General features: G+C 68.5%; 18 protein-coding genes and 1 pseudogene. 7 read left to right on the top strand and 12 right to left on the bottom strand.

What is annotated here, in order from left to right:
* Positions 1 to 257 precede the first annotated feature (257 nt).
* A complete protein-coding gene (locus E1182_RS11400) occupies positions 258 to 647 on the top strand; it encodes a hypothetical protein (protein WP_207921361.1) in 390 nt (129 codons plus the stop codon).
* Between the two features lie 298 nt (positions 648 to 945).
* Positions 946 to 1,497 (top strand): annotated as a pseudogene (locus E1182_RS11395) (Tn3 family transposase); the annotation flags it as partial.
* A 120-nt stretch (positions 1,498 to 1,617) separates the two neighbouring features.
* Here the strand turns inward: E1182_RS11395 and E1182_RS11390 are convergent.
* The 3 genes from E1182_RS11390 to E1182_RS11380 all read right to left on the bottom strand — a co-directional run bounded on the left by E1182_RS11390 (position 1,618) and on the right by E1182_RS11380 (position 4,667).
* Positions 1,618 to 2,424: a GAF domain-containing protein gene (locus tag E1182_RS11390; protein ID WP_243706171.1), complete on the bottom strand. Its 807-nt coding sequence runs from the start codon at positions 2,422 to 2,424 to the stop codon at positions 1,618 to 1,620.
* A gap of 60 nt (positions 2,425 to 2,484) precedes the next feature.
* Positions 2,485 to 3,015: a recombinase family protein gene (locus E1182_RS11385; RefSeq protein WP_243706173.1), complete on the bottom strand. Its 531-nt coding sequence runs from the start codon at positions 3,013 to 3,015 to the stop codon at positions 2,485 to 2,487.
* A 659-nt stretch (positions 3,016 to 3,674) separates the two neighbouring features.
* Positions 3,675 to 4,667: an AraC family transcriptional regulator gene (locus tag E1182_RS11380; protein ID WP_132263864.1), complete on the bottom strand. Its 993-nt coding sequence runs from the start codon at positions 4,665 to 4,667 to the stop codon at positions 3,675 to 3,677.
* 45 nt (positions 4,668 to 4,712) lie between these two features.
* Here E1182_RS11380 and E1182_RS11375 point away from each other — a divergent pair, with 45 nt between their 5' ends.
* On the top strand, positions 4,713 to 5,594 hold the full coding sequence (locus E1182_RS11375; RefSeq protein ID WP_132263862.1) for an SDR family oxidoreductase: 882 nt from the start codon (positions 4,713 to 4,715) through the stop codon (positions 5,592 to 5,594).
* A gap of 675 nt (positions 5,595 to 6,269) precedes the next feature.
* On the opposite strand, the gene E1182_RS11370 is transcribed toward E1182_RS11375, so the two are convergent.
* The 4 genes from E1182_RS11370 to E1182_RS11355 all read right to left on the bottom strand — a co-directional run bounded on the left by E1182_RS11370 (position 6,270) and on the right by E1182_RS11355 (position 7,947).
* Complete coding sequence (locus E1182_RS11370; RefSeq protein ID WP_132263860.1) at positions 6,270 to 6,476, bottom strand: hypothetical protein; 207 nt, start codon at positions 6,474 to 6,476, stop codon at positions 6,270 to 6,272.
* Between the two features lie 49 nt (positions 6,477 to 6,525).
* A complete protein-coding gene (locus tag E1182_RS11365; protein ID WP_132263857.1) occupies positions 6,526 to 6,795 on the bottom strand; it encodes a hypothetical protein in 270 nt (89 codons plus the stop codon).
* Between the two features lie 104 nt (positions 6,796 to 6,899).
* Positions 6,900 to 7,310: an SgcJ/EcaC family oxidoreductase gene (locus E1182_RS11360; RefSeq protein WP_132263854.1), complete on the bottom strand. Its 411-nt coding sequence runs from the start codon at positions 7,308 to 7,310 to the stop codon at positions 6,900 to 6,902.
* 28 nt (positions 7,311 to 7,338) lie between these two features.
* Positions 7,339 to 7,947 carry a DsbA family protein gene (locus E1182_RS11355; RefSeq protein ID WP_132263852.1) on the bottom strand — a complete coding sequence of 203 codons (609 nt, stop codon included), beginning with the start codon at positions 7,945 to 7,947 and terminating at the stop codon, positions 7,339 to 7,341.
* Between the two features lie 180 nt (positions 7,948 to 8,127).
* Between E1182_RS11355 and E1182_RS11350 the strand changes: the two genes are divergently transcribed.
* From E1182_RS11350 to E1182_RS32815, 3 genes are read left to right on the top strand one after another with little or no spacing between them, the layout of a single operon-like run.
* Positions 8,128 to 8,694, top strand: coding sequence for an NADPH-dependent FMN reductase (locus E1182_RS11350; RefSeq protein WP_243706170.1), 567 nt, complete (start codon positions 8,128 to 8,130; stop codon positions 8,692 to 8,694).
* A gap of 3 nt (positions 8,695 to 8,697) precedes the next feature.
* Positions 8,698 to 9,672, top strand: coding sequence for a zinc-binding dehydrogenase (locus E1182_RS11345; protein WP_132263847.1), 975 nt, complete (start codon positions 8,698 to 8,700; stop codon positions 9,670 to 9,672).
* A gap of 25 nt (positions 9,673 to 9,697) precedes the next feature.
* Positions 9,698 to 12,409, top strand: a complete 2,712-nt coding sequence (locus E1182_RS32815) for a LuxR family transcriptional regulator (protein ID WP_132263844.1) — start codon at positions 9,698 to 9,700, stop codon at positions 12,407 to 12,409.
* Here the strand turns inward: E1182_RS32815 and E1182_RS32985 are convergent.
* The 5 genes from E1182_RS32985 to E1182_RS11315 form a co-directional block, all read right to left on the bottom strand.
* Positions 12,406 to 12,600, bottom strand: a complete 195-nt coding sequence (locus E1182_RS32985) for a hypothetical protein (RefSeq protein ID WP_371687536.1) — start codon at positions 12,598 to 12,600, stop codon at positions 12,406 to 12,408. The genes E1182_RS32815 and E1182_RS32985 overlap by 4 nt on opposite strands.
* 14 nt (positions 12,601 to 12,614) lie before the next feature.
* Entirely contained in the window at positions 12,615 to 12,944 is a 330-nt protein-coding gene (locus E1182_RS32180; protein WP_243706169.1) for a LysR substrate-binding domain-containing protein, read from the bottom strand.
* 121 nt (positions 12,945 to 13,065) lie between these two features.
* Positions 13,066 to 13,908, bottom strand: a complete 843-nt coding sequence (locus E1182_RS11325; RefSeq protein ID WP_132263840.1) for a hypothetical protein — start codon at positions 13,906 to 13,908, stop codon at positions 13,066 to 13,068.
* 280 nt (positions 13,909 to 14,188) lie between these two features.
* A complete protein-coding gene (locus tag E1182_RS31660) occupies positions 14,189 to 14,497 on the bottom strand; it encodes a transposase (protein WP_207921359.1) in 309 nt (102 codons plus the stop codon).
* Positions 14,497 to 15,054, bottom strand: coding sequence for a hypothetical protein (locus E1182_RS11315; protein ID WP_207921358.1), 558 nt, complete (start codon positions 15,052 to 15,054; stop codon positions 14,497 to 14,499). The genes E1182_RS31660 and E1182_RS11315 overlap by 1 nt, the downstream gene beginning before the upstream one ends.
* A gap of 616 nt (positions 15,055 to 15,670) precedes the next feature.
* Between E1182_RS11315 and E1182_RS11310 the strand changes: the two genes are divergently transcribed.
* Positions 15,671 to 16,915 carry a sugar ABC transporter substrate-binding protein gene (locus E1182_RS11310; protein ID WP_243706168.1) on the top strand — a complete coding sequence of 415 codons (1,245 nt, stop codon included), beginning with the start codon at positions 15,671 to 15,673 and terminating at the stop codon, positions 16,913 to 16,915.
* Positions 16,916 to 16,976 lie beyond the last annotated feature (61 nt).

Genomic DNA, 16,976 nt, shown 5'->3' with positions numbered 1-16,976 from the left:
ATCCACTCCGGGCTGCGGTCGACCAGCGACGCTCCCATCCCGCTGAACATCATGATCATGTACTTCATCGGTAGCTCCTTCTCGTCGCGTGCCCGGTCGCTCGGCGTCGGCTCTCGGTCGGAGCCGCGCCCTGCATCTCGACATCCCCGGCCAAGATTTTCCTTCGGGGCTGTCACGACCGGCAGGGTGCCTGCGTAGAGGCCCGCCCATCGTTTCCAGACCAAAAACAACTGCGAGGCGTCGAGCCGGAGACGAGCGTGCACACCTCGCGCTGGTCGGAGGTGGCCTTCAACGCCTCGGACATCGCCGACACCGCCCTGCGGATCGCCGGGTCCGACATGAGCCTCCCCGACGCGGTCGCGCACGTCGAACGCGCCGACGTCATCGCACTGGACGTGCCGTTCAACGCGGCGACCGCGTTCGCCGCCACGGTCGAGCTGACCCCGGCCCACGACGGCGAGGACTACGCCCCGCCGGTGACCGTGACGGTCGCCGGGGACCCCGAGCGCACCCTCACCGTGCCCGGAGGCGCCAGCCCGCGCCCGTACACGGCGGGGCAGCTGCTGCGGGTCGCGCACCACCTGGACCGCCTCGGCGCTGCCCTCGGCGACGTCGTCATCGCCTCGATCGACAAGCCCACCACCTGACCTTGCGGGGGTCGGGACCACGGGTATTGGCCCCGACCCTCACTTGATCATCTCCATGTGGAGGAACCGCATGATGACCAGCATTGAGCGCACCACCGGGCCCGCCCGGGCGGGCGAGGAACACTGATGCCCAGCAACATCGAGCACGGCCAGCGCGGTGCGCCCGGCCCCTCCCTGGTGCATCTGGTCGCCGGGATCCTGCCGTCCGGCCGGCGCGTACGCGCGGCCTGCTCCTGCGGACACATGACCACGCCGCGCGCCGACGAGGCCCGGGCGCTCGCCGCGCTGCGGGCGCGACCGGATCGTAACGCACTGGCCGGACATGCTGCGGGTGGCCGGCTCCCTTGTCACCAACCAGGTCCGCGCCTACGACCTGCTGCGGATGCTGACCCGCGACGGCTCCCCGACCACGCTCGGGCAGGCCCTGGCCGAGTACGGCCGGATCGCCAAGACGCTGCACCTGCTCGCGATGGTCGACCCGGTCGACGAGACCTACCGGCGCACCGTCACCCGGCAGCTGAACATCGGCGAGTCCCGCCACTCCCTGGCCCGCAAGATCCTGCACGGGCACCGCGGCGACATCATGCAGCCCTATCGAGCGGGCCAAGAGGACCAGTTGGGCGCGCTCGGGCTCGTGCTCAACGCGGTCGTGCTGTGGAATACCCGCTACATCGACCTGGCCGTCAACGTGCTGCGCGGCCAGGGCTACCCGGTCCACGACGAAGACGCAGCGAGGCTCTCCCCGCTCGGGTACGCGCACATCAACATGCTCGGCCGCTACAGCTTCCCTGCCCCGAGCGCCGAGCAGACACTGCGGCCGTTGCGCGATCCCGAAGCTGCCACCCAGTGACAGCCGGGGAAGACAACAAGTGCACCACGAGGCCGGTAGCGGCGGGGTGCGCGCGTGGCGGGCGGTCACCCGGCTGCCGGTGCCGCACGCGCGGGCCGGACGGTTGGTTCGTGGTGACGGTCAGCGGTTGAGGTAGGCGGCCAGGCCACCGAGTTCCTCGGTGGCGATGAACACCGAACGGAGGTTGAGGATGGCCTCTTCGACGTGGGTGGTGCAGCCCCATGCTGAGTCGCCCCACGAGTCGGCGATCTTCAGCTCGGCCGGCGCGGTGCAGCCGGCGGTGCCGCCGAGCTGGCAGTGCTCAGGGTGCGGCGTGGTGGCCTGTACGGCAGCCGCGGCTCGCATCTGGGCGGCGAGCTCGGCGGCGGCGGCGGCGCGTTGCTCGGCCTCGGCGCGGAGCTGGCGTTCGGCGCGTACCGCCTTGATGGTGGCCAGGCGTAGCTCCAGGTGCTGCGCGACCTGGTCGGCGAGATGACCGAGCACGGTCGTCTGCGCCTCGGTCAACTCCCGAGGCATAGCGTCGATCGCGGTAACGGTGCCGAGGTGGTGCCCGTCGGCGGTGATGATCGGGGCGGCGGCGTAGAACCGCAGCCCCAGCTCGCCGCGTACTAATGGATGGTCGAGGGTGCGCGGATCCGTGACCGCGTCGTTGACCACGTACGGGCCCTCGGCGCAGAACGCGGACGCGCACAGTCCCGGTTCGGTGCCGACCTGCGCGACGCCATCCAGTCCCTGGGTCGCGGCGAACCAGACCCGGTCGGCGTCGACGATGCTGACCGTGGCGATCGGAGTGCCACACACCGCTGCGGCGGCCGTCGCGATGGTGTCGAACTGGCCGTCGGTGGGGGCGTCGAGGATCTCGTAACGGCGTACCGCAGCTAGCCGGGCGGGGTCGGTGAGGGCGGTTCTGTCAGCGGTGATCGACACGGTGTGGTGCTCGCTTCCCATGGGGGTGTTCAGGCCGGGGTGGAGTACGTGTTGCGGCGGTCATACCGCATCCGCTGTGGCTGTCGTGATGCTGGCGCGGTCGAGGACTCGGTACACCGTCGGGCGCGACACCTCGAACAGCTCCGCCAGTTCGGCGATGGTGTGCTCGCCGGCGGCGTGCAGCTTGAGCAGGTGCGCCTGCCGGGTCTTCGACAGTTTCGGGGCCCGGCCCTTCAACTTGCCCTTGGCCTTCGCGATGGCCATGCCTTCGCGGGTGCGCATGCGCAGCAGGTCGACCTCGAACTCGGCGAAGGTGGCCAGGATGTTGAAGAACATCTTGCCCATCGGGTCGGTCGGGTCGTAGATCATCGTGCCCAGCTGTAGGCGGATGCTGCGGGCGGCGAGGGAGTCACCGATGGCCCGGGCGTCGGGAGCCGAGCGGGCGAGTCGGTCGAGTTTCGGTACGACGAGGGTGTCGCCGGGACGGACGGCGGCCAGGGCCTGGTCCAGGCCGGGCCGGGCGCGGTTGGTGCCGGAGTACGCCCGGTCGAGGTAGATCTGATCAGCGGGCACGCCGAGGTCGAGCAGGATCTGCCGGTTGGCTTGCAGGTCCTGCTTGTCGGTGGAGCAACGGGCGTAGCCCGATCAGCACGGCGGTCATGCCGGTGAGCCTATCGATAACGGATAGCCCCCCGCTCACCGGACAGATCATCGGACACCCTATGTGAGACAGATCGCGCCGCTGGTCACCGTGGCGCCGGGGTCAGCGGGGACGGTGTCCGTTGGGGGTTCGCCTAACGGACAAGATCATTACAACCGCTAACCGCTGTACCGATCTTCCTCAACCCCGGACACCGCCGTGCACGGCTTGGTCGTACCGCAGTAGCTGTCGCCGTCGCTACACGAACACATCCCTAACCTTGCCAGCCAAAGATTTCTAGCTGGACGTGTCACCCATGTCCCGAGACTGATCTGTCACGGAGGTCCTGAGACCGGACATTTCGAGGACTGGCATTCGAGGACTGGCATTCGCTCGGGTAGTGCTACCTCCTGGGTTGCTCTCCGTCGCCACGCGCATAGAGCACTACCAGCCAGTGAGCCTTTCCGCGCAATGACTTGGCTACCGAGGGTCGTCATGTGGTGCGGGCGTGGTCGAGGTGGAGAATGCCGAACGCTGGGGCGACGGTCTTTCCGATCTGTCACTATGGGCCAGCGTCGGCTCACTTGCCGGGCGGGCGTGGCGGTGCCGGTTATCTGGGGGCGTCGGTGGCCTGCTGGGGTCCGTCCGATCCGGCTGTGTGGGTGTGGAGAGCGATGCTGGTGCGGTGTTCGGTGGGGGTTATGCCGCGGCGGCGTTTGAAGGCGACGCTGAGCGCGAATGCGTTGGCGTAGCCGACCTTTCTGGCGATCGAGCCGACAGTGGCCTCGGTTTCGCGTAGGAGGTCGGCGGCTAGGGCGATGCGCCGACCGATGAGGTAACGCATGGGGGGTTCGCCCACCTCGGTGGCGAAGCGGCGGGCCAGGATGGCGCGGGAGACTCCGGTCTTGGCCGCGAGCTCGGCGACGGTCCAGGGGTGGGCCGGGTTCTCGTTCAGGAGGCGGAGGGCGAGGGCCACGATGGAGTCGCTGGTGGTTCGGTACCACGCTGCGCGGTCGTTCTGTGGGTGGTCGATCCAGGCGCGCAGGGTCGAGACGAGGAGGAGGTCCAGCAGGCGGTCCAGGACAGCCTGTTGCCCGCGCTTGTCCAAGGCGGTTTCCCGGGCCACGATATCCAGCATCGGCTGGTCGAGTGCCGCCTCCTGCATCATCAGGAGGCGGGGCAGGGCGTCGAGCAGGCGTTCACTGATGCCGGCCGGGCCTTCGTATACGCCGCTGAGCAGCAGGGCCGAGCCTGTTTCGGTGACGCCGCACGTCCGCGGGCCCAGGTCGACGCCGCCGTGCAGGCGGGCGCGGGCCGTTTGGGCACAGTAGTCCGCGCTGGTGATCACCCGCTGCGGTGACGCGGACGGGTCATCGGTCACCGTGTACGGATCGGGGCCGCGGATGACCGCGATATCTCCCGGTCCGATCGCGACCGGGTCGTCGCTGGTGGGAACGAGCCACGCTTGGCCGTGCAGCATGGTGACCAGACTCAGTTGGGCACCGCTCGTGTAGCGCAGGGACCAGCCCTCAGGCATGACGGTCCGGGTGATCAGGGCACCGCGTGCCCGCACCCCGTCCAACAGACCAATCAGCGTGTCCACCCCGCCAAATGTAGACGCACAGAGATCGAAACGAGCGTTCAAGACATGGCCCGAATCCCGCGCACAGGATTGACTGGCCGCATGACTGAGCATCCGATTCTGGTCACCGGCGGCACCGGCAAATCCGGCAGCCGGGTCGTGTCCCAGCTCAATAACAAGGGCGTCAGGGTTCGTGTGGGGTCGCGGTCAGGTGAGCCGCCCTTCGACTGGACCGACCGCAGCACGTGGGACGCCGCCTTGGAAGGAGTGGAGAGGGTTTACGTCATTCCGTTCGACGGTGAGCTGCTGACACGTCCATTCGTTCAGCTGTGCGAGGAAGTCGGGGTTAAGCGGGTCGTGCTGCTGTCCGGGCGCGGGGTGGACGTCGCTGGATACGCGGGCGAGAACAGTGCTGCGGGCAAGACGCACATCGACGGCGAGGACGCCGTGCGCACCTGCCGACTGGAATGGACGATCGTCCGACCCGCCTGGTTCGCGCAGAACTTCAGCGAGGGTTTCTTCCTGGACGCCGTGCGCTCCGGCGAGTTGCGCCTGCCCGCCGGCGACGGCGCGGCGAGCTTCGTCGACGCCGAGGACATCGCCGCGGTCGCGGTCGCGGCCCTCACTGAGAACGGCCACGCAGGCCGGATCTACGAGCTGTCCGGCCCCCGAGCGGTGACCCTCGCCGAGGCAGCGGCCACAATCTCACAAGCCACCGGCCGCACGGTCCGCTACGTGCCCATGTCGCCGGAGGACTTCGTCGCCGAACTCGTCGCCGAAGGATGGCCCCAGGCCGACGCCGAGGACTACGCCGACGCGGTCAGCCCGATCCGACGCGGTATGGACAGCCACATCTCCAACGGCGTGCAACAAGCTCTGGGCCGACCACCCCGCGACTTCAGCGACTTCGTGAGAATCGCCGCGGCTGCCGGCGCCTGGCCCAGTTGACTCTCGAAGGACCTTCGGTCTGAACCGAGCGATCCAGCCCAGTTTTTCGAGCCGGTTCAGCCAGACAGCGATTGTGGAGCGGGCCATTCCTGTTGCCTGTTCCAGATCTGTCAAGCTCGGTGAGAACTGTGGCGGGATGACGGCAGTCGCGGTATCCGTCCAGGTGAGTAGTGTGAGGATAAGGTGGCGCCCGGAGGGGCTGAGGCAGCAGTCAGCGTCTCGAACTGCCCGCTCCACGGCCCATCGCTCTACCATGCGCTACGTCCTTCCCGGCCGCCGTGTTCGCTGGCGGCCCTGATCACGACCGGCACCTGAGCTTCGTGACGCTAGTAAAGGCTGCCCACTCTGGCCAGGCGTGTAGCTGATTGTCAGGCGGCTCTGAGCGCTCGACGGCGACGATGACCTGTGGTTTTAGGGTCGGCGGAGATACGGCCACCGTTGGCTACTTCAGTAGGCGATTCGAGCCGGCTGGCTGCTGAGCTTTTCCATGGTGGGTCGCCAAATTCAGTAGGCATCGGCGGCAATTGATGGTCAAAAGCTTTGCGTACTCGATTGTGGTGTTTCCGACCTGGCGCCGGGCTGGGGCCACCCCCGCATGCGCGGGGAGCTGACCTTGGTTCACGTCCTGATGGGGTCGCCCTCCGGACCATCCCCGCGTGCGCGGGGAGCAGCGGTTCAGGGTGACGCGAAGGAGAGGACCAACCGGATCACCCCCGCGTGCGCGGGGAGCAGAGCCTGCTGCCAGGTCAGCGTGGGGACTGTGCCGCCCTTTCTGGTCAGGGCGAGCCAGACGCCGGGCGACGTGGCGTGGTTGGCCGACAACCACGCACGCAGCGCCTCGGCGTCCGCGACGATCAACTCATCCAGTTCGGCGCTCGCCATGACGGCAGGCTACCCCTGAGCTGTTGCCGCAGCCGCCGCCTGTCAGCCTTCAGCACCACGCCACACCCGCGCTGCTGAACACCCCGATCAGCACCACCCTTGACGGACGGCCATGGCGCGAGCCGTTCACCGCCAACCGGCAGGCTGAGGGGTGGCGACGATGACGGTGTATTTCGACACTCCATTCCGGGTCGCCGGGCTCGAACTGCACGACAGCGGACGCGTGCGCGCGGCGCAGCAGGTGTTCGTATCTACCTCCGCACTTCACGCCGTACCCCGACACCGTGTCAGGGTCGTCGTCGGTGGGCAGGATGTGCATCACCGCCCACCCAACCCGTGTGTGATCTCGGTCCGGCGGTGCAGGAAGTCGTCGTGGCCACTGCGGACCACACTGCGCGCCGCCTCCTGAGCCCAGCCGGCTTCTCACGCCACATTGGTGTTCTGCATGGCGGCGATCCACCAGGCTTCGTCCTTCTTGACCGCCACGATGGTGCCGTGGTTGCCGAAGGTGCCCTGCGGGGTCGACGTGTCCTGCCTGACGTGGACGACGGCGACGTCGGTGCGCAAGGGCAGTACGGCCGTCACGGCGATTCGGGTTGTCCATTCCTTGACGGGTCCCGTCAACCGCGCGGTGTGGTAGGCGAACAGGTCATCCCAGCCGCGCAATACCGTTCCGTCGGGTACGACCAGTACCGCGTCGTCGGTGAATCGGCCGTCGAGCACGGCGGGATTCTTGTGGTTGAAGCCAATCTCGATCTGCGCGACCAGCTGCTCCAGCTCGCGCACGTCGCGCTCGTCGGCTGGGACCTGGTAAACGGCGGGCCGTTCGTTCATCTCCGCACCACTTTCTCGCGTTGGGATGTCATGCCTTGGCAAGCGCGGCGAAAAGGTCCTGTTCGGACTGCTCGCCGGTCATCGCCGGACGGTCGGCGAACTGCAACACCGGCACGCCGCGAACGCCCGAGCGCCGCACCCGGTCAAGTTCCGCGCGGGTCTCGTCGTCGTCGTCGTCGCTCCAGTGGACGCCGACCTCGGCGGCGAGCCGCTTGAGCGTGTCCACGTCGGCGATGTTGAGTTCGTCGGTGTGGTGGGCGCGGAACAGCCGCTCGACCATCTCCTCGCCCAGCCCTTGCCGGCTGGCCAGGGCAATGAGGCGGTGTGCCTCGAAGGTGTTGGAAAAAATCGCCTTGTGATGCCGGAACAGCAGTCCCTCCTGCGCTGCCAGGGCGGTGATCTCGGCCACGGTCTCCTCGATGTCACCGCCGAAGGCGCGGCGGAGCACGTCCGTCTTGAGCTCTCCCGCCACCGTCGCGTCCGGAGCCAGCTGGAAGGGACGGAACACGACCTCGGCCCGCCCGCCGTCGGCGCGGAAGCGCGCCAGTGCCCGCCGGAGCCGGGCGAAGGCGAAGTACGACCAAACGCAGGGCACATCGAAGGTGAACTGGAGCCTGGCGGTGATGTTGTTGTTCATGAGGTCAACGCTAGGAACGGCCGGCCCGTACGGGCCTCTGTCAAGTGACTGGGCCCGAGCGACCCGGTGACCGGCCACCGAACCCGGTCGGGGAAACCCAGTCGTTCGACAGAGGAGGCGACCCGCCATCCCTTCTAGCGTCGTCCTCGTCAACATCGTCCCCGAATGAGGAGAGCCAACATGCTGAACGTGGCGGTCATTGTCGGCAGTACCAGGGAAGGCCGGTTCGGTCCGGTCGTGGCCGACTGGTTCATCGCTCAGGCGAAGGCGCATGACGGTGCGCAGATCGACGTGATCGATCTGGCCGAGGTCGACCTGCCGATGGTGCTGCCGGCGAGCGTGCCTCCCGCGCCCCAGACGTCCGATCTGGCGCGACGGCTGCAGACGGCCGACGCGTTCGTGTTCGTGACGCCGGAGTACAACCGCAGCTTTCCCGCCCCGGTCAAGAACGTCATCGACTGGCACTACTCGGAGTGGCAGGCCAAGCCCGTGGGCTTCGTCTCCTACGGTTCGACGTCCGGCGGCCAGCACGCGATCCAGGCGCTGCGTGGCGTATTCGCCGAACTGCACGCGGTCACGATCAGGGACACGATCAGTTTCACCAATCCCTGGAACCAGTTCGACGACGACGGCCGACACCTTGACCCGGCGGGGCCCGGGCGCGCCGCCGAGAGGCTGATGAACCAGTTGCTGTGGTGGGGACGCGCGCTGAAGAGCGCCCGGGCCGAGCACCCGTACGGGAGCTGAGCGATGCGGGCGACCCGGCAGTACCGGTTCGGCGGCGCACGGGAGCTGCTCTACCAGGAGGACGTCGCCGAGCCCCGACCGGGTCCCGGACAGGTGCGGGTCAAGGTGAGCGCCGCCGGGGTCTCCCGGCTCGACCTCGCCGTCCGGGCCGGCACCTACCGGTGGCTGCCCGAACTGCCGATGACCCCTGGCCGGGAGGTGGCGGGCGTGGTCGAGGCCCTCGGTGAGGGGGTGCCGGCCGGCTGGCTGGGCCGGCGGGTCGTTACCTGCCTGGGGCTGGCGAGCGGCGGCTACGCCGAGCTGGCGGTGCGTGAGGTCGCCGCCCTACACGAGATTCCGGACGGCCTGCCGGAGGAGGCCGCCGTGGCGGCGATCGTCACGGGGCGGGCCGCGCTGGGCGTCCTGGACGTGGCCCGGGTGACCCCGGAGGACGTGGTGTTGGTGCTCGGTGCGGCAGGTGGTGTCGGCGGCATGCTGGTCCAGATGGTGGCGCGCACGGGCGCGACAGTTGTCGGTGCGGTGGGCGGCGTCGCCAAGACCGCCATCGCCCGCAGGCTGGGCGCCACCTTCACCGTGAACCACAGCCAGCCCGACTGGGCGCAACGGGTCACTGCGGAGCTGGACGGACGGCACGTCACCCTGGTGCTCGACGGGATCGGCGGCGACCTCGGCCGGCAGGCCGTGGACCTGCTCGGTTACGGCGGCGGCGTGGTCGTCTACGGCTGGCTGAGCGGGCAGCCCGCCGAGGTGTCGGCGCGCGAGCTGTACGAACGCGCGCTGAGCTGGCGCGCCGCGCCCGGATCGGGCCTGGCGAAGCGGCCGGGCGGCGTACGGATGCTGGAGGAGCGCGCCCTCACCGCGGTGCGCGACGGTCTGATGACTCCGCTCATGCAGCGCGTTCCGCTCGCGGACGCCGCAGCCGTACACGCCGAGTTGGAATCCCGGGTCACAACCGGCAAGGTGGTACTGATCCCGTGACCCGACCGAACGGTACGCTCCGGGCATGCTCCACGGACGCGCTGCTGAAATAGCCGCCATCGACCGGCTGTTGAAGGGCGCCCGCGGCGGCGCGAGCGGTGCACTCCTTCTCCGGGGTGAGGCCGGGATCGGCAAGACCGCCCTGCTCGACCACGCGGTCGGGGCCGCCGCCGACCTGCGGGTCATCCGTGGAGCCGGGATCGAGACGGAACGTCAACTGCCGTTCGCGGGCCTGCACCTACTGCTCAAAAGCACAGTCGAGCGGATCGACGGGCTGCCGGACGGGCAGGCGCGGGCGCTGAGGGCCGCGCTGGGCTTGGCCGATCCGGCGGAAGGAGACCGCTTCCTGGTGGGCATGGGCGTGCTGACACTGCTCGCCGACCTGGCGGAGGAGCGGCCGGTGCTGTGCGTCGTCGACGATGCGCACTGGCTTGATCACGCCTCGGCGGACGCGCTGCTGTTCGCCGCCCGGCGGCTGGAGGCCGAAGGCGTCGTCATGCTGTTCGCCGCCCGTGAGGTGCACGCTCCGGCGTTCCCCGCTCCCGGGGTGCCCGAGCTGACGCTGACGGGCCTGCCACCAGAGGCCTCGGCACTCCTGCTCGCCGAGGAGGCGGCCGACCTGCCCGCGCAGGTCCGGGAGCAAATTCTCCACGAGGCCGAGGGCAACCCGCTGGCCCTGCTGGAACTGCCCTCGGCCCAACGGGAGGGTCAACTCGCCGCGGAGCCGTACGGCATGCGCGCGACCTCCATGTTCAGCCGCATCCAGCAGACCTTCGCCGACCGCATCGCCAGCTTGCCGGAGGCGACCCAGACGCTGCTGCTGGTGGCCGCCGCCGCCGACGGCGATCCGGCGAGCGTGTTCGCGGCGGCGAAGCTGCTCGGCGCGGACGTGGCCGATCTGGAGCCCGCCGAGCGGCAACGGCTGCTGGGCATGGCGGGTGACCGCCTGGTGTTCCGGCACCCTCTGATCAGAACGGCCGCCTACCGTGGCGCCACCGTGAGCGGCCGCCTGGCCGCGCACCGGGCCCTCGCCGACGTGCTCGACGGCGACCGGCGGGCCTGGCATCTGGCCGAGGCGACCACCGGACCGGACGAGCGCGTGGCGGCCGAACTCGAACGCAGCGCGGAAAGCGCGCGACGTCGCGGTGGAGACGCCGCAGTCGCCGCCGCCTACGAACGCGCCGCCAAGATCAGCGTCGACCAACGCAAGCGCGGGCGTCGCCTGGCCGCCGCGGCCAAGGCGGCCTCCGACGCGGGACAACACGAACGTGCGGCCGGTCTCGCCCACGACGCCACCGACCTGGTCGCCGACCCGCTCACCACAGCCGAGATGGCCAGGATCAGCGCCGGCCTTGCCGACGAGCGCAGCAGCGCGACCTCCGCACGTCAGCTCCTGGCCGAGGCGGCCGACGCCGTCGCCGAGCGGGCGCCCGACCTCGCCACCGGCCTGCTCTTCGCGGCCATCGAGACGGCCTGGAGCGCCGGAGACTTTCCGGCGGTGCGAACGGTGGCCGACCAGGCACGACGGCTGCGCCTGCCGGATGCGGCCCGCATCGAGGCGGTAGCGGTCCACATCGGCGCGCTCACCGCAGCGGAGGGCGGCGCGGCCGACGCGGCGCGGGCCATCCGCTTGCTGCTCGACCGGGACCTGACCGGCGATCCAACCGGCCTCCGGACGGACGCCAAGATCGCCTGGTGGGAGATCCTGCTCGGCGACTACGCCGCCGCGCACCGCCGAGCCGTCGCGCTGGAGCGCGAGAGCCGGGCCCAAGGCGCGATCGGTGTACTGCCGCGCGCGCTGATGCTGCTCGCCCGCACCCAGCTCTGGCTCGGCGCGCACCAGGACGCGAGGATCAGCGCCAACGAGGGCGCCCGCATCGCCGAGGACATCGGCCACAGCCGCGAACTGGTGTTCCACTGGGCGCTGCTCGCCCACCTTTGCGCGATCGAGGGCAACGAAGCGGAGTGCGGGCGGTTCGCGAGCGACATGGCGGCCCACGGTGCCGCGCCAAGCCACTCGCGGGCCACGGCCATTACGGCCCTGCTCGATCTCGGCATGGGCAGGCACGAAGCCGCGCTGGAGAAACTCCTACCGGTGGCGGAGAGCACCAACAGGTTGGTGACCGTACACAGCCTGCCCGACCTCGTCGAAGCGGCGGTCCGGGCGGGTCAGCCCGAGCTCGGGCGGCGGGCCGCCGGCCAGTACGCCGATTGGGCCGATCACATCGCACACCCGTGGGCACGGGCGATCGCCGCCCGCTGCCAGGCATTGCTCGACGGCGCTGAGCAAACCTGGATCCGCGCCGTTGACCTGCACCACCATGACGCGGACCCACCGTTCGAGCGGGCCCGCACGCAGCTGCTGTACGGCGAATGGCTGCGCAGACAGCACCGGCGGACCGAGGCCCGCACCATGTTGAGAGCTGCTTTGCAGACCTTCGAACGGCTGGGCGCCGAGCCCTGGGCCGCACGCTCGGGCGCCGAATTGCGCGCCACGGGCGAGAGCCGGCCCTCCCGCATCGAGGACGCCGACGCGTTGGCCCGCCTCACCGCTCAGGAACTGCAGGTGGTCCTCCTCGCCGCCAAGGGCAGCAGCAACAGGGACATCGGCACTCAGCTGTTCCTCAGCCCTCGAACCGTCGGCTACCACCTCTACAACGCCTACCCCAAACTCGGCGTCTCCTCGCGCGGCGAGCTGGCTGCCGTCGTGGCGGGCGTGGCGGCTCTGCGACGTTAGGTCAGGTCATCGAACAGGTAGGTGCCGTACAGCCCGGTGAGATGGTCGAGGTAGTGCCCGCCGAGCTCGGCGGCAAGCCGGGCAGCCTCGTTGTAGATTGCCGCCGGAGGATCGAACGGGTGGCAGGTGCCACCGTACCGCTCGATTTCTTCCCGCTTCGCCGGTGACGTCTTGCCCGGAACGACAGCGATGAACGGTACCCCGATCAGCTGTGCGAAGTAGGCGGTAGCGATGGCGGACCGTCCTGCGACGAGCGCTGAGAATCACTCATCGTGCCCCCGTAAACCTTGGTCAGCAACGCAGCCGCGCTCAGCGTACGGGTTCTGGTGACTGCGACGTCGATCCGGCCGGCGCGCAGTCCGCCGAACGGGTCGGCCACGAGAGTCTCGCGCATGCGCAGCTCACACTTCGGATGCCGCTGCCGGAACATGTCGAGCACGGCCGTGATCTCCTGGTGATGGATGTGGAACGTGCTGACGGTCAGGGTGCCGGTCTGCCCGCGAGCGGTGGCGGTGGCCTCGTCGATGCCTGCCATGATCTCGCCGTAGCCCGTGTGAAGCCGGTCGCGAAGCCGCTCGCCGAGCGGGGTGAGTCGTACCTTGCGGCTGGTCCGCTCGAACAGGGCGCCGCGTGTACAGACTGACTCTGGGTCAAGGCTAGAACAGGTTGGTGGCGCCCTTGGTTTTGAGGAGCTTCTGGGCTCGCGCGTACAGCTCGTCGCGTACATAGGCTGGCGGAGGAAAGCCGTCGCCGTGGGGGATGAGGAACTGCTCAGCGGCCTGCTTGCGGGCACCGGGCGAGCTGGCGTGCTGGTAGGTGGCGTCCGAGAGCAACTGCGGGGCCAGCTCGTCCAGGCGGGTAACGAGCTCGGCGTATCGCGACCTGGCCATGTCTTCAGCTCGTTCGCTGGCCATGCGTAGCGCCTCCCAGCCGACGTGACGGTGGGTGCCCTCGGGGATGGCCATCTGCCCGATGCGCTGCCGAGGGCCAATCTTCGCCGCCCGAAATTCTGGATTGGCTAGGAGTTTCTCCGCCAGCTCGTTAGCGAGACGCTTCTGTGTCTCTTCGTCGAGCCGGTCGTCTTGATCACTGTCGGTGTCGTGGGCGTAGAGCCCTTGCCGGGGCAGGCGTGCCGAGGCTGCGTCCTTGAGTGCCTCCGCCTCCTCGTACCAGGGAGTGCTGCGCTCCCAGAAGTGAACGATGCCGTTTGCTGCGAACGCGAGTCGGACAAAACCAACTTCTCCTTTGTGTCTGGTCAGATCCTCGGGTAGCTCGCCAAGATCTGATCCGGCCTCAGGATTGAATGGGTTAGCGTCCAGATACAGCACGCCACCTCCGATCTTGGTTGCCAGGTCAAGGAATGAGGGGAGGCCCAATCGGTTGGGATCGATGCACACTTCTGGGCCGAAGTCGCGCTGTGGTGCGGTGGGCACGAGTGTCATCTGGTTTTTCTGGGCATGTTCGGTGGCGGTAGCCGCGAGCTTGGCGAGATTGGTCATGCGGGCAGCGTAAGTAGCCCCAGACCCGTCAGTGGTGGTTCGGCACGCCACCTACTTCTCACCGGTGTGGACCTCCCGGCCGCGCGGCGCATGGCCGAGCGGCCGTCCATCTTTAGGGCGGCTCTTGATCCAAGATCTTCGTTTCCTCATATGAAGGAAGATCGTGTCGCTAGCGTGGCTCGGTGAACCACCCCGGCGAAAACGAGCCGCAGGCAAAACCCACCAGGAAGCCATGCGCTGCCTGAAGGGGCGCCTGTCCGACGTCGTCTACCGCACATGATCAAAGATACGGAGACCTCTCTGCTGCCGGCAGGTTGACAAGAGGGGTGCCGTCAGCGAGACAGGCCCGCTGCCAGCAGATGATGGCGCAGGCGAGGGTGAGGAAGGCTTCTTGGATGTCGTCGCGGATCTCCCAGCGGATGCGCAGGCGGCGGAACCAGTGCAGCAGGGCGATGGTCTGCTCGACGACCCAGCGTCGTGCGCCCAGGCCGCAGCCGTGACCGGCGATATGGGTCAGCGACGTCCGCGATGAGCAGGTCTTGTTCAGTATCGAACATAGGCTCTTTTGGCACGGCGCACACTTCTCCATCAGCTACCGGGCGTCGCGCAGTGCGATGGTCGCGCCGAATCGTTTGCTGATGCCGGTTGCCTCGGCAACCGGGGCCAGATTGCCGGCACCGATGGCCGGGGCGGGTGCGGTGTCGAGGGGCGGGGCCTGTCCGCCCCTCGACGTGACCGACGGGCCTGCTGGCTGTCAGCCGCCGTTGTCGCCCCAGAGGGACTTGTCCACGTTTCCTTGGTCACCAGCGGCGCGGGAAGCTGGTCCTCCCCGCCGTTCGGGATCTTGACGATGGTGGAGCCGTAGTCGGTCTCGCCCGGGTTGAAGGGCTTGCCCTCGGCCGCGGCCTTGGCGTAGTAGAGGGTGTACTTGGCGTAGAGGTCGGCAGGCTGGGAGGCCGCCGCGTCGATGTGGCCCTTGTGGAGGGCATCGAGCTCCTGCGGGATGTCGTCGTTGGAGACGATTGTGATGTGGCCCTGCTGGCCCGTCGGCTTGAGCAGTTTCTTCTGCTCCAGCAACGCCAGGATCGGTTGCAGGAAGACACCGCCGGCCTGCATGTAGATGCCCCGCAACGCGGCGCTCGCCACCGCGCCGGTGCCCGACGCCGAAACGCTTTCGTAGCCTTTTCACGACCCCTGGTGGTTAGTTGCCCGCCCTCAAGACCGGTGGTGCCGTACGCAGACCGGGGCGATCGGGTCATCGTGAGGGCAGCTCGGACCTGCTGCCCCGACACCTTGCCGAAATCGTTTTCGTGCGACAGGCTGGCGGCAGGAAGTGATACGCACCACCTTGGCCGCGGCGGTCACGACGTGATGCACGAGCCGCGCCGGACCAGCGGGAGGCGGCGGCGATGAGGACGTAGCGGGCATCGCTCACGGAAACGGTGCAAGGTAGATGCGCCTTCGACACCCCTCATAGCCAGTGTGGACCCCGCCGTCGACGATACGGGCGTCATCACCTGGGTGGACAGTCGCGGTCCGTGCCGCATGCCGTGGCCGGTCAGTCATGGTTCGCCGAACGCGTCCGCTGGATCAACACCTGCTACCGGCTGGCGCAGCGGCTCCGGTCCCGCCTCGTCGAGAACGAACACGCGTCGGCTCGCGGAAGCTCAGCAACTCCCTTCGAAGGATGAACCCTAGGAGAAGAGTCATGAGAGAGACCTTGGGCAGGCGTTCTGCCCTACGTTCGTTGGCAGGAGTCCTCGTGGCGGCGCTGGCTGTCGGCGCGGCCGCGTGCAGCAGCGACGACCCGGGCGGCTCGAGCGCGGCCGAGGCTGGACCCAACGGCATCGATGACGGCACCGAGCTCACCCTGTGGACCCGCGCACCATTGGAGAAGCAGGCGAAGCTGCTCGTCGACGCCTACAACTCCAGCCACCAGAACAAGGTCAAGCTGACCGTCGTTCCCAATGACGACTACGTCGCGAAGGTCGGTGCGGCTGCGGGCTCGAGGGCTCTTCCGGACCTCTTCGCCGCGGACATCGTCTACGTGCCGAGCTGGGTGAACCAGGGACTGTTCCAGGACTTGAGCACCAACATCAACGGCCTTGGCTTCAAGGGCTCCATCAACAAGGGGCACCTCTCGGCCGGGACGCTCGACGGCAAGGAGCACGTCCTGCCCTTCGTGCTGGACCTGTCGATGCTGTTCTGGAACAAGCAACTGTTCCGGGACGCCGGGCTGGACCCGGAGAAGGCCCCGGCAACCCTCCAGGAGTACGCCTCCGCCGCCAAGGCGGTCCAGGCATTGAAGAAAGACGGCGTGTACGGCACGGCGGCCGGTTTGAACTGCGGCGGATGCCTAGTCTTCACCTGGTTCCCCGCCATCTGGGCTGGCGGCGGTGAGGTGCTGAACGGGGACGGCACTGAGTCCAAGCTCGCCGACGACACCGCCCAGAAGGTCTACCACACCTGGCGGGACCTGTGGACGTCCGGCGCCGTGCTGCCCTCCTCGGCCGGCGAGACCGGCCCCACCTGGACCGCCGGATTCACCGAGGGCAAGGTCGGTCTGATGTTCTACCCGGCGACGCTGCTCTCCTCGACCCCGTTCGACGTCGGTGTCGCCGGTATTCCCGGCCCCGACGGTGGGGCCTCCACCTTTGTCGGTGGTGACGGCATCGGTGTTTCCAAGGACTCGAAGAAGGCGGCGCAGGCCTGGAACTTCCTGAGCTGGATGATGTCCGAGGACGCCCAGGTCGAGGTGCTGGCGAAGAACAAGGACGTGGTGTCGCGCGCTGACCTCGCGACCAACAAGTACGCCGCCGAGGACCCGCGGCTGGTGACCATCAACGAGGTGGCCGGCAAGGGTGACACTCCCGTCGCGCTGAACTTCCAGCAGGCGTTCAACGCGCCGAACAGCCCGTGGCTGACCCTCGTCCGTAACCAGGTGCTCAACGGCAGCGGCGACCTGCGGAAGGACAACGCCGAGATCACCGCCGTGCTCAAGCAGTAGACGTCCACCGCGCGGGGGGCGGGTGCCGGCCAGCGGCTGCTTCGGGGTTGGCACCCGCTGC

It is taken from the genome of Micromonospora sp. KC721, assembly GCF_004348355.1.
Classification (GTDB): Bacteria; Actinomycetota; Actinomycetes; order Mycobacteriales; family Micromonosporaceae; genus Micromonospora.
Note: the sequence above shows the minus strand (reverse complement) of the source record. Positions and strands in the feature narration are given on the sequence as shown.

Excerpts from the sequence above, each read along its gene's own strand:
- E1182_RS11375 (WP_132263862.1), top strand. The coding sequence starts at position 4,713 with ATGGCCCGAATCCCGCGCACAGGATTGACTGGCCGCATGACTGAGCAT.
- E1182_RS11370 (WP_132263860.1), bottom strand. The coding sequence starts at position 6,476 with ATGGCGAGCGCCGAACTGGATGAGTTGATCGTCGCGGACGCCGAGGCG.
- E1182_RS11365 (WP_132263857.1), bottom strand. The coding sequence starts at position 6,795 with ATGCACATCCTGCCCACCGACGACGACCCTGACACGGTGTCGGGGTAC.
- E1182_RS11360 (WP_132263854.1), bottom strand. The coding sequence starts at position 7,310 with ATGAACGAACGGCCCGCCGTTTACCAGGTCCCAGCCGACGAGCGCGAC.
- E1182_RS11355 (WP_132263852.1), bottom strand. The coding sequence starts at position 7,947 with ATGAACAACAACATCACCGCCAGGCTCCAGTTCACCTTCGATGTGCCC.
- E1182_RS11350 (WP_243706170.1), top strand. The coding sequence starts at position 8,128 with ATGCTGAACGTGGCGGTCATTGTCGGCAGTACCAGGGAAGGCCGGTTC.
- E1182_RS11345 (WP_132263847.1), top strand. The coding sequence starts at position 8,698 with ATGCGGGCGACCCGGCAGTACCGGTTCGGCGGCGCACGGGAGCTGCTC.
- E1182_RS32815 (WP_132263844.1), top strand. The coding sequence starts at position 9,698 with ATGCTCCACGGACGCGCTGCTGAAATAGCCGCCATCGACCGGCTGTTG.
- E1182_RS32180 (WP_243706169.1), bottom strand. The coding sequence starts at position 12,944 with ATGGCAGGCATCGACGAGGCCACCGCCACCGCTCGCGGGCAGACCGGC.
- E1182_RS11325 (WP_132263840.1), bottom strand. The coding sequence starts at position 13,908 with ATGACCAATCTCGCCAAGCTCGCGGCTACCGCCACCGAACATGCCCAG.
- E1182_RS31660 (WP_207921359.1), bottom strand. The coding sequence starts at position 14,497 with ATGGAGAAGTGTGCGCCGTGCCAAAAGAGCCTATGTTCGATACTGAAC.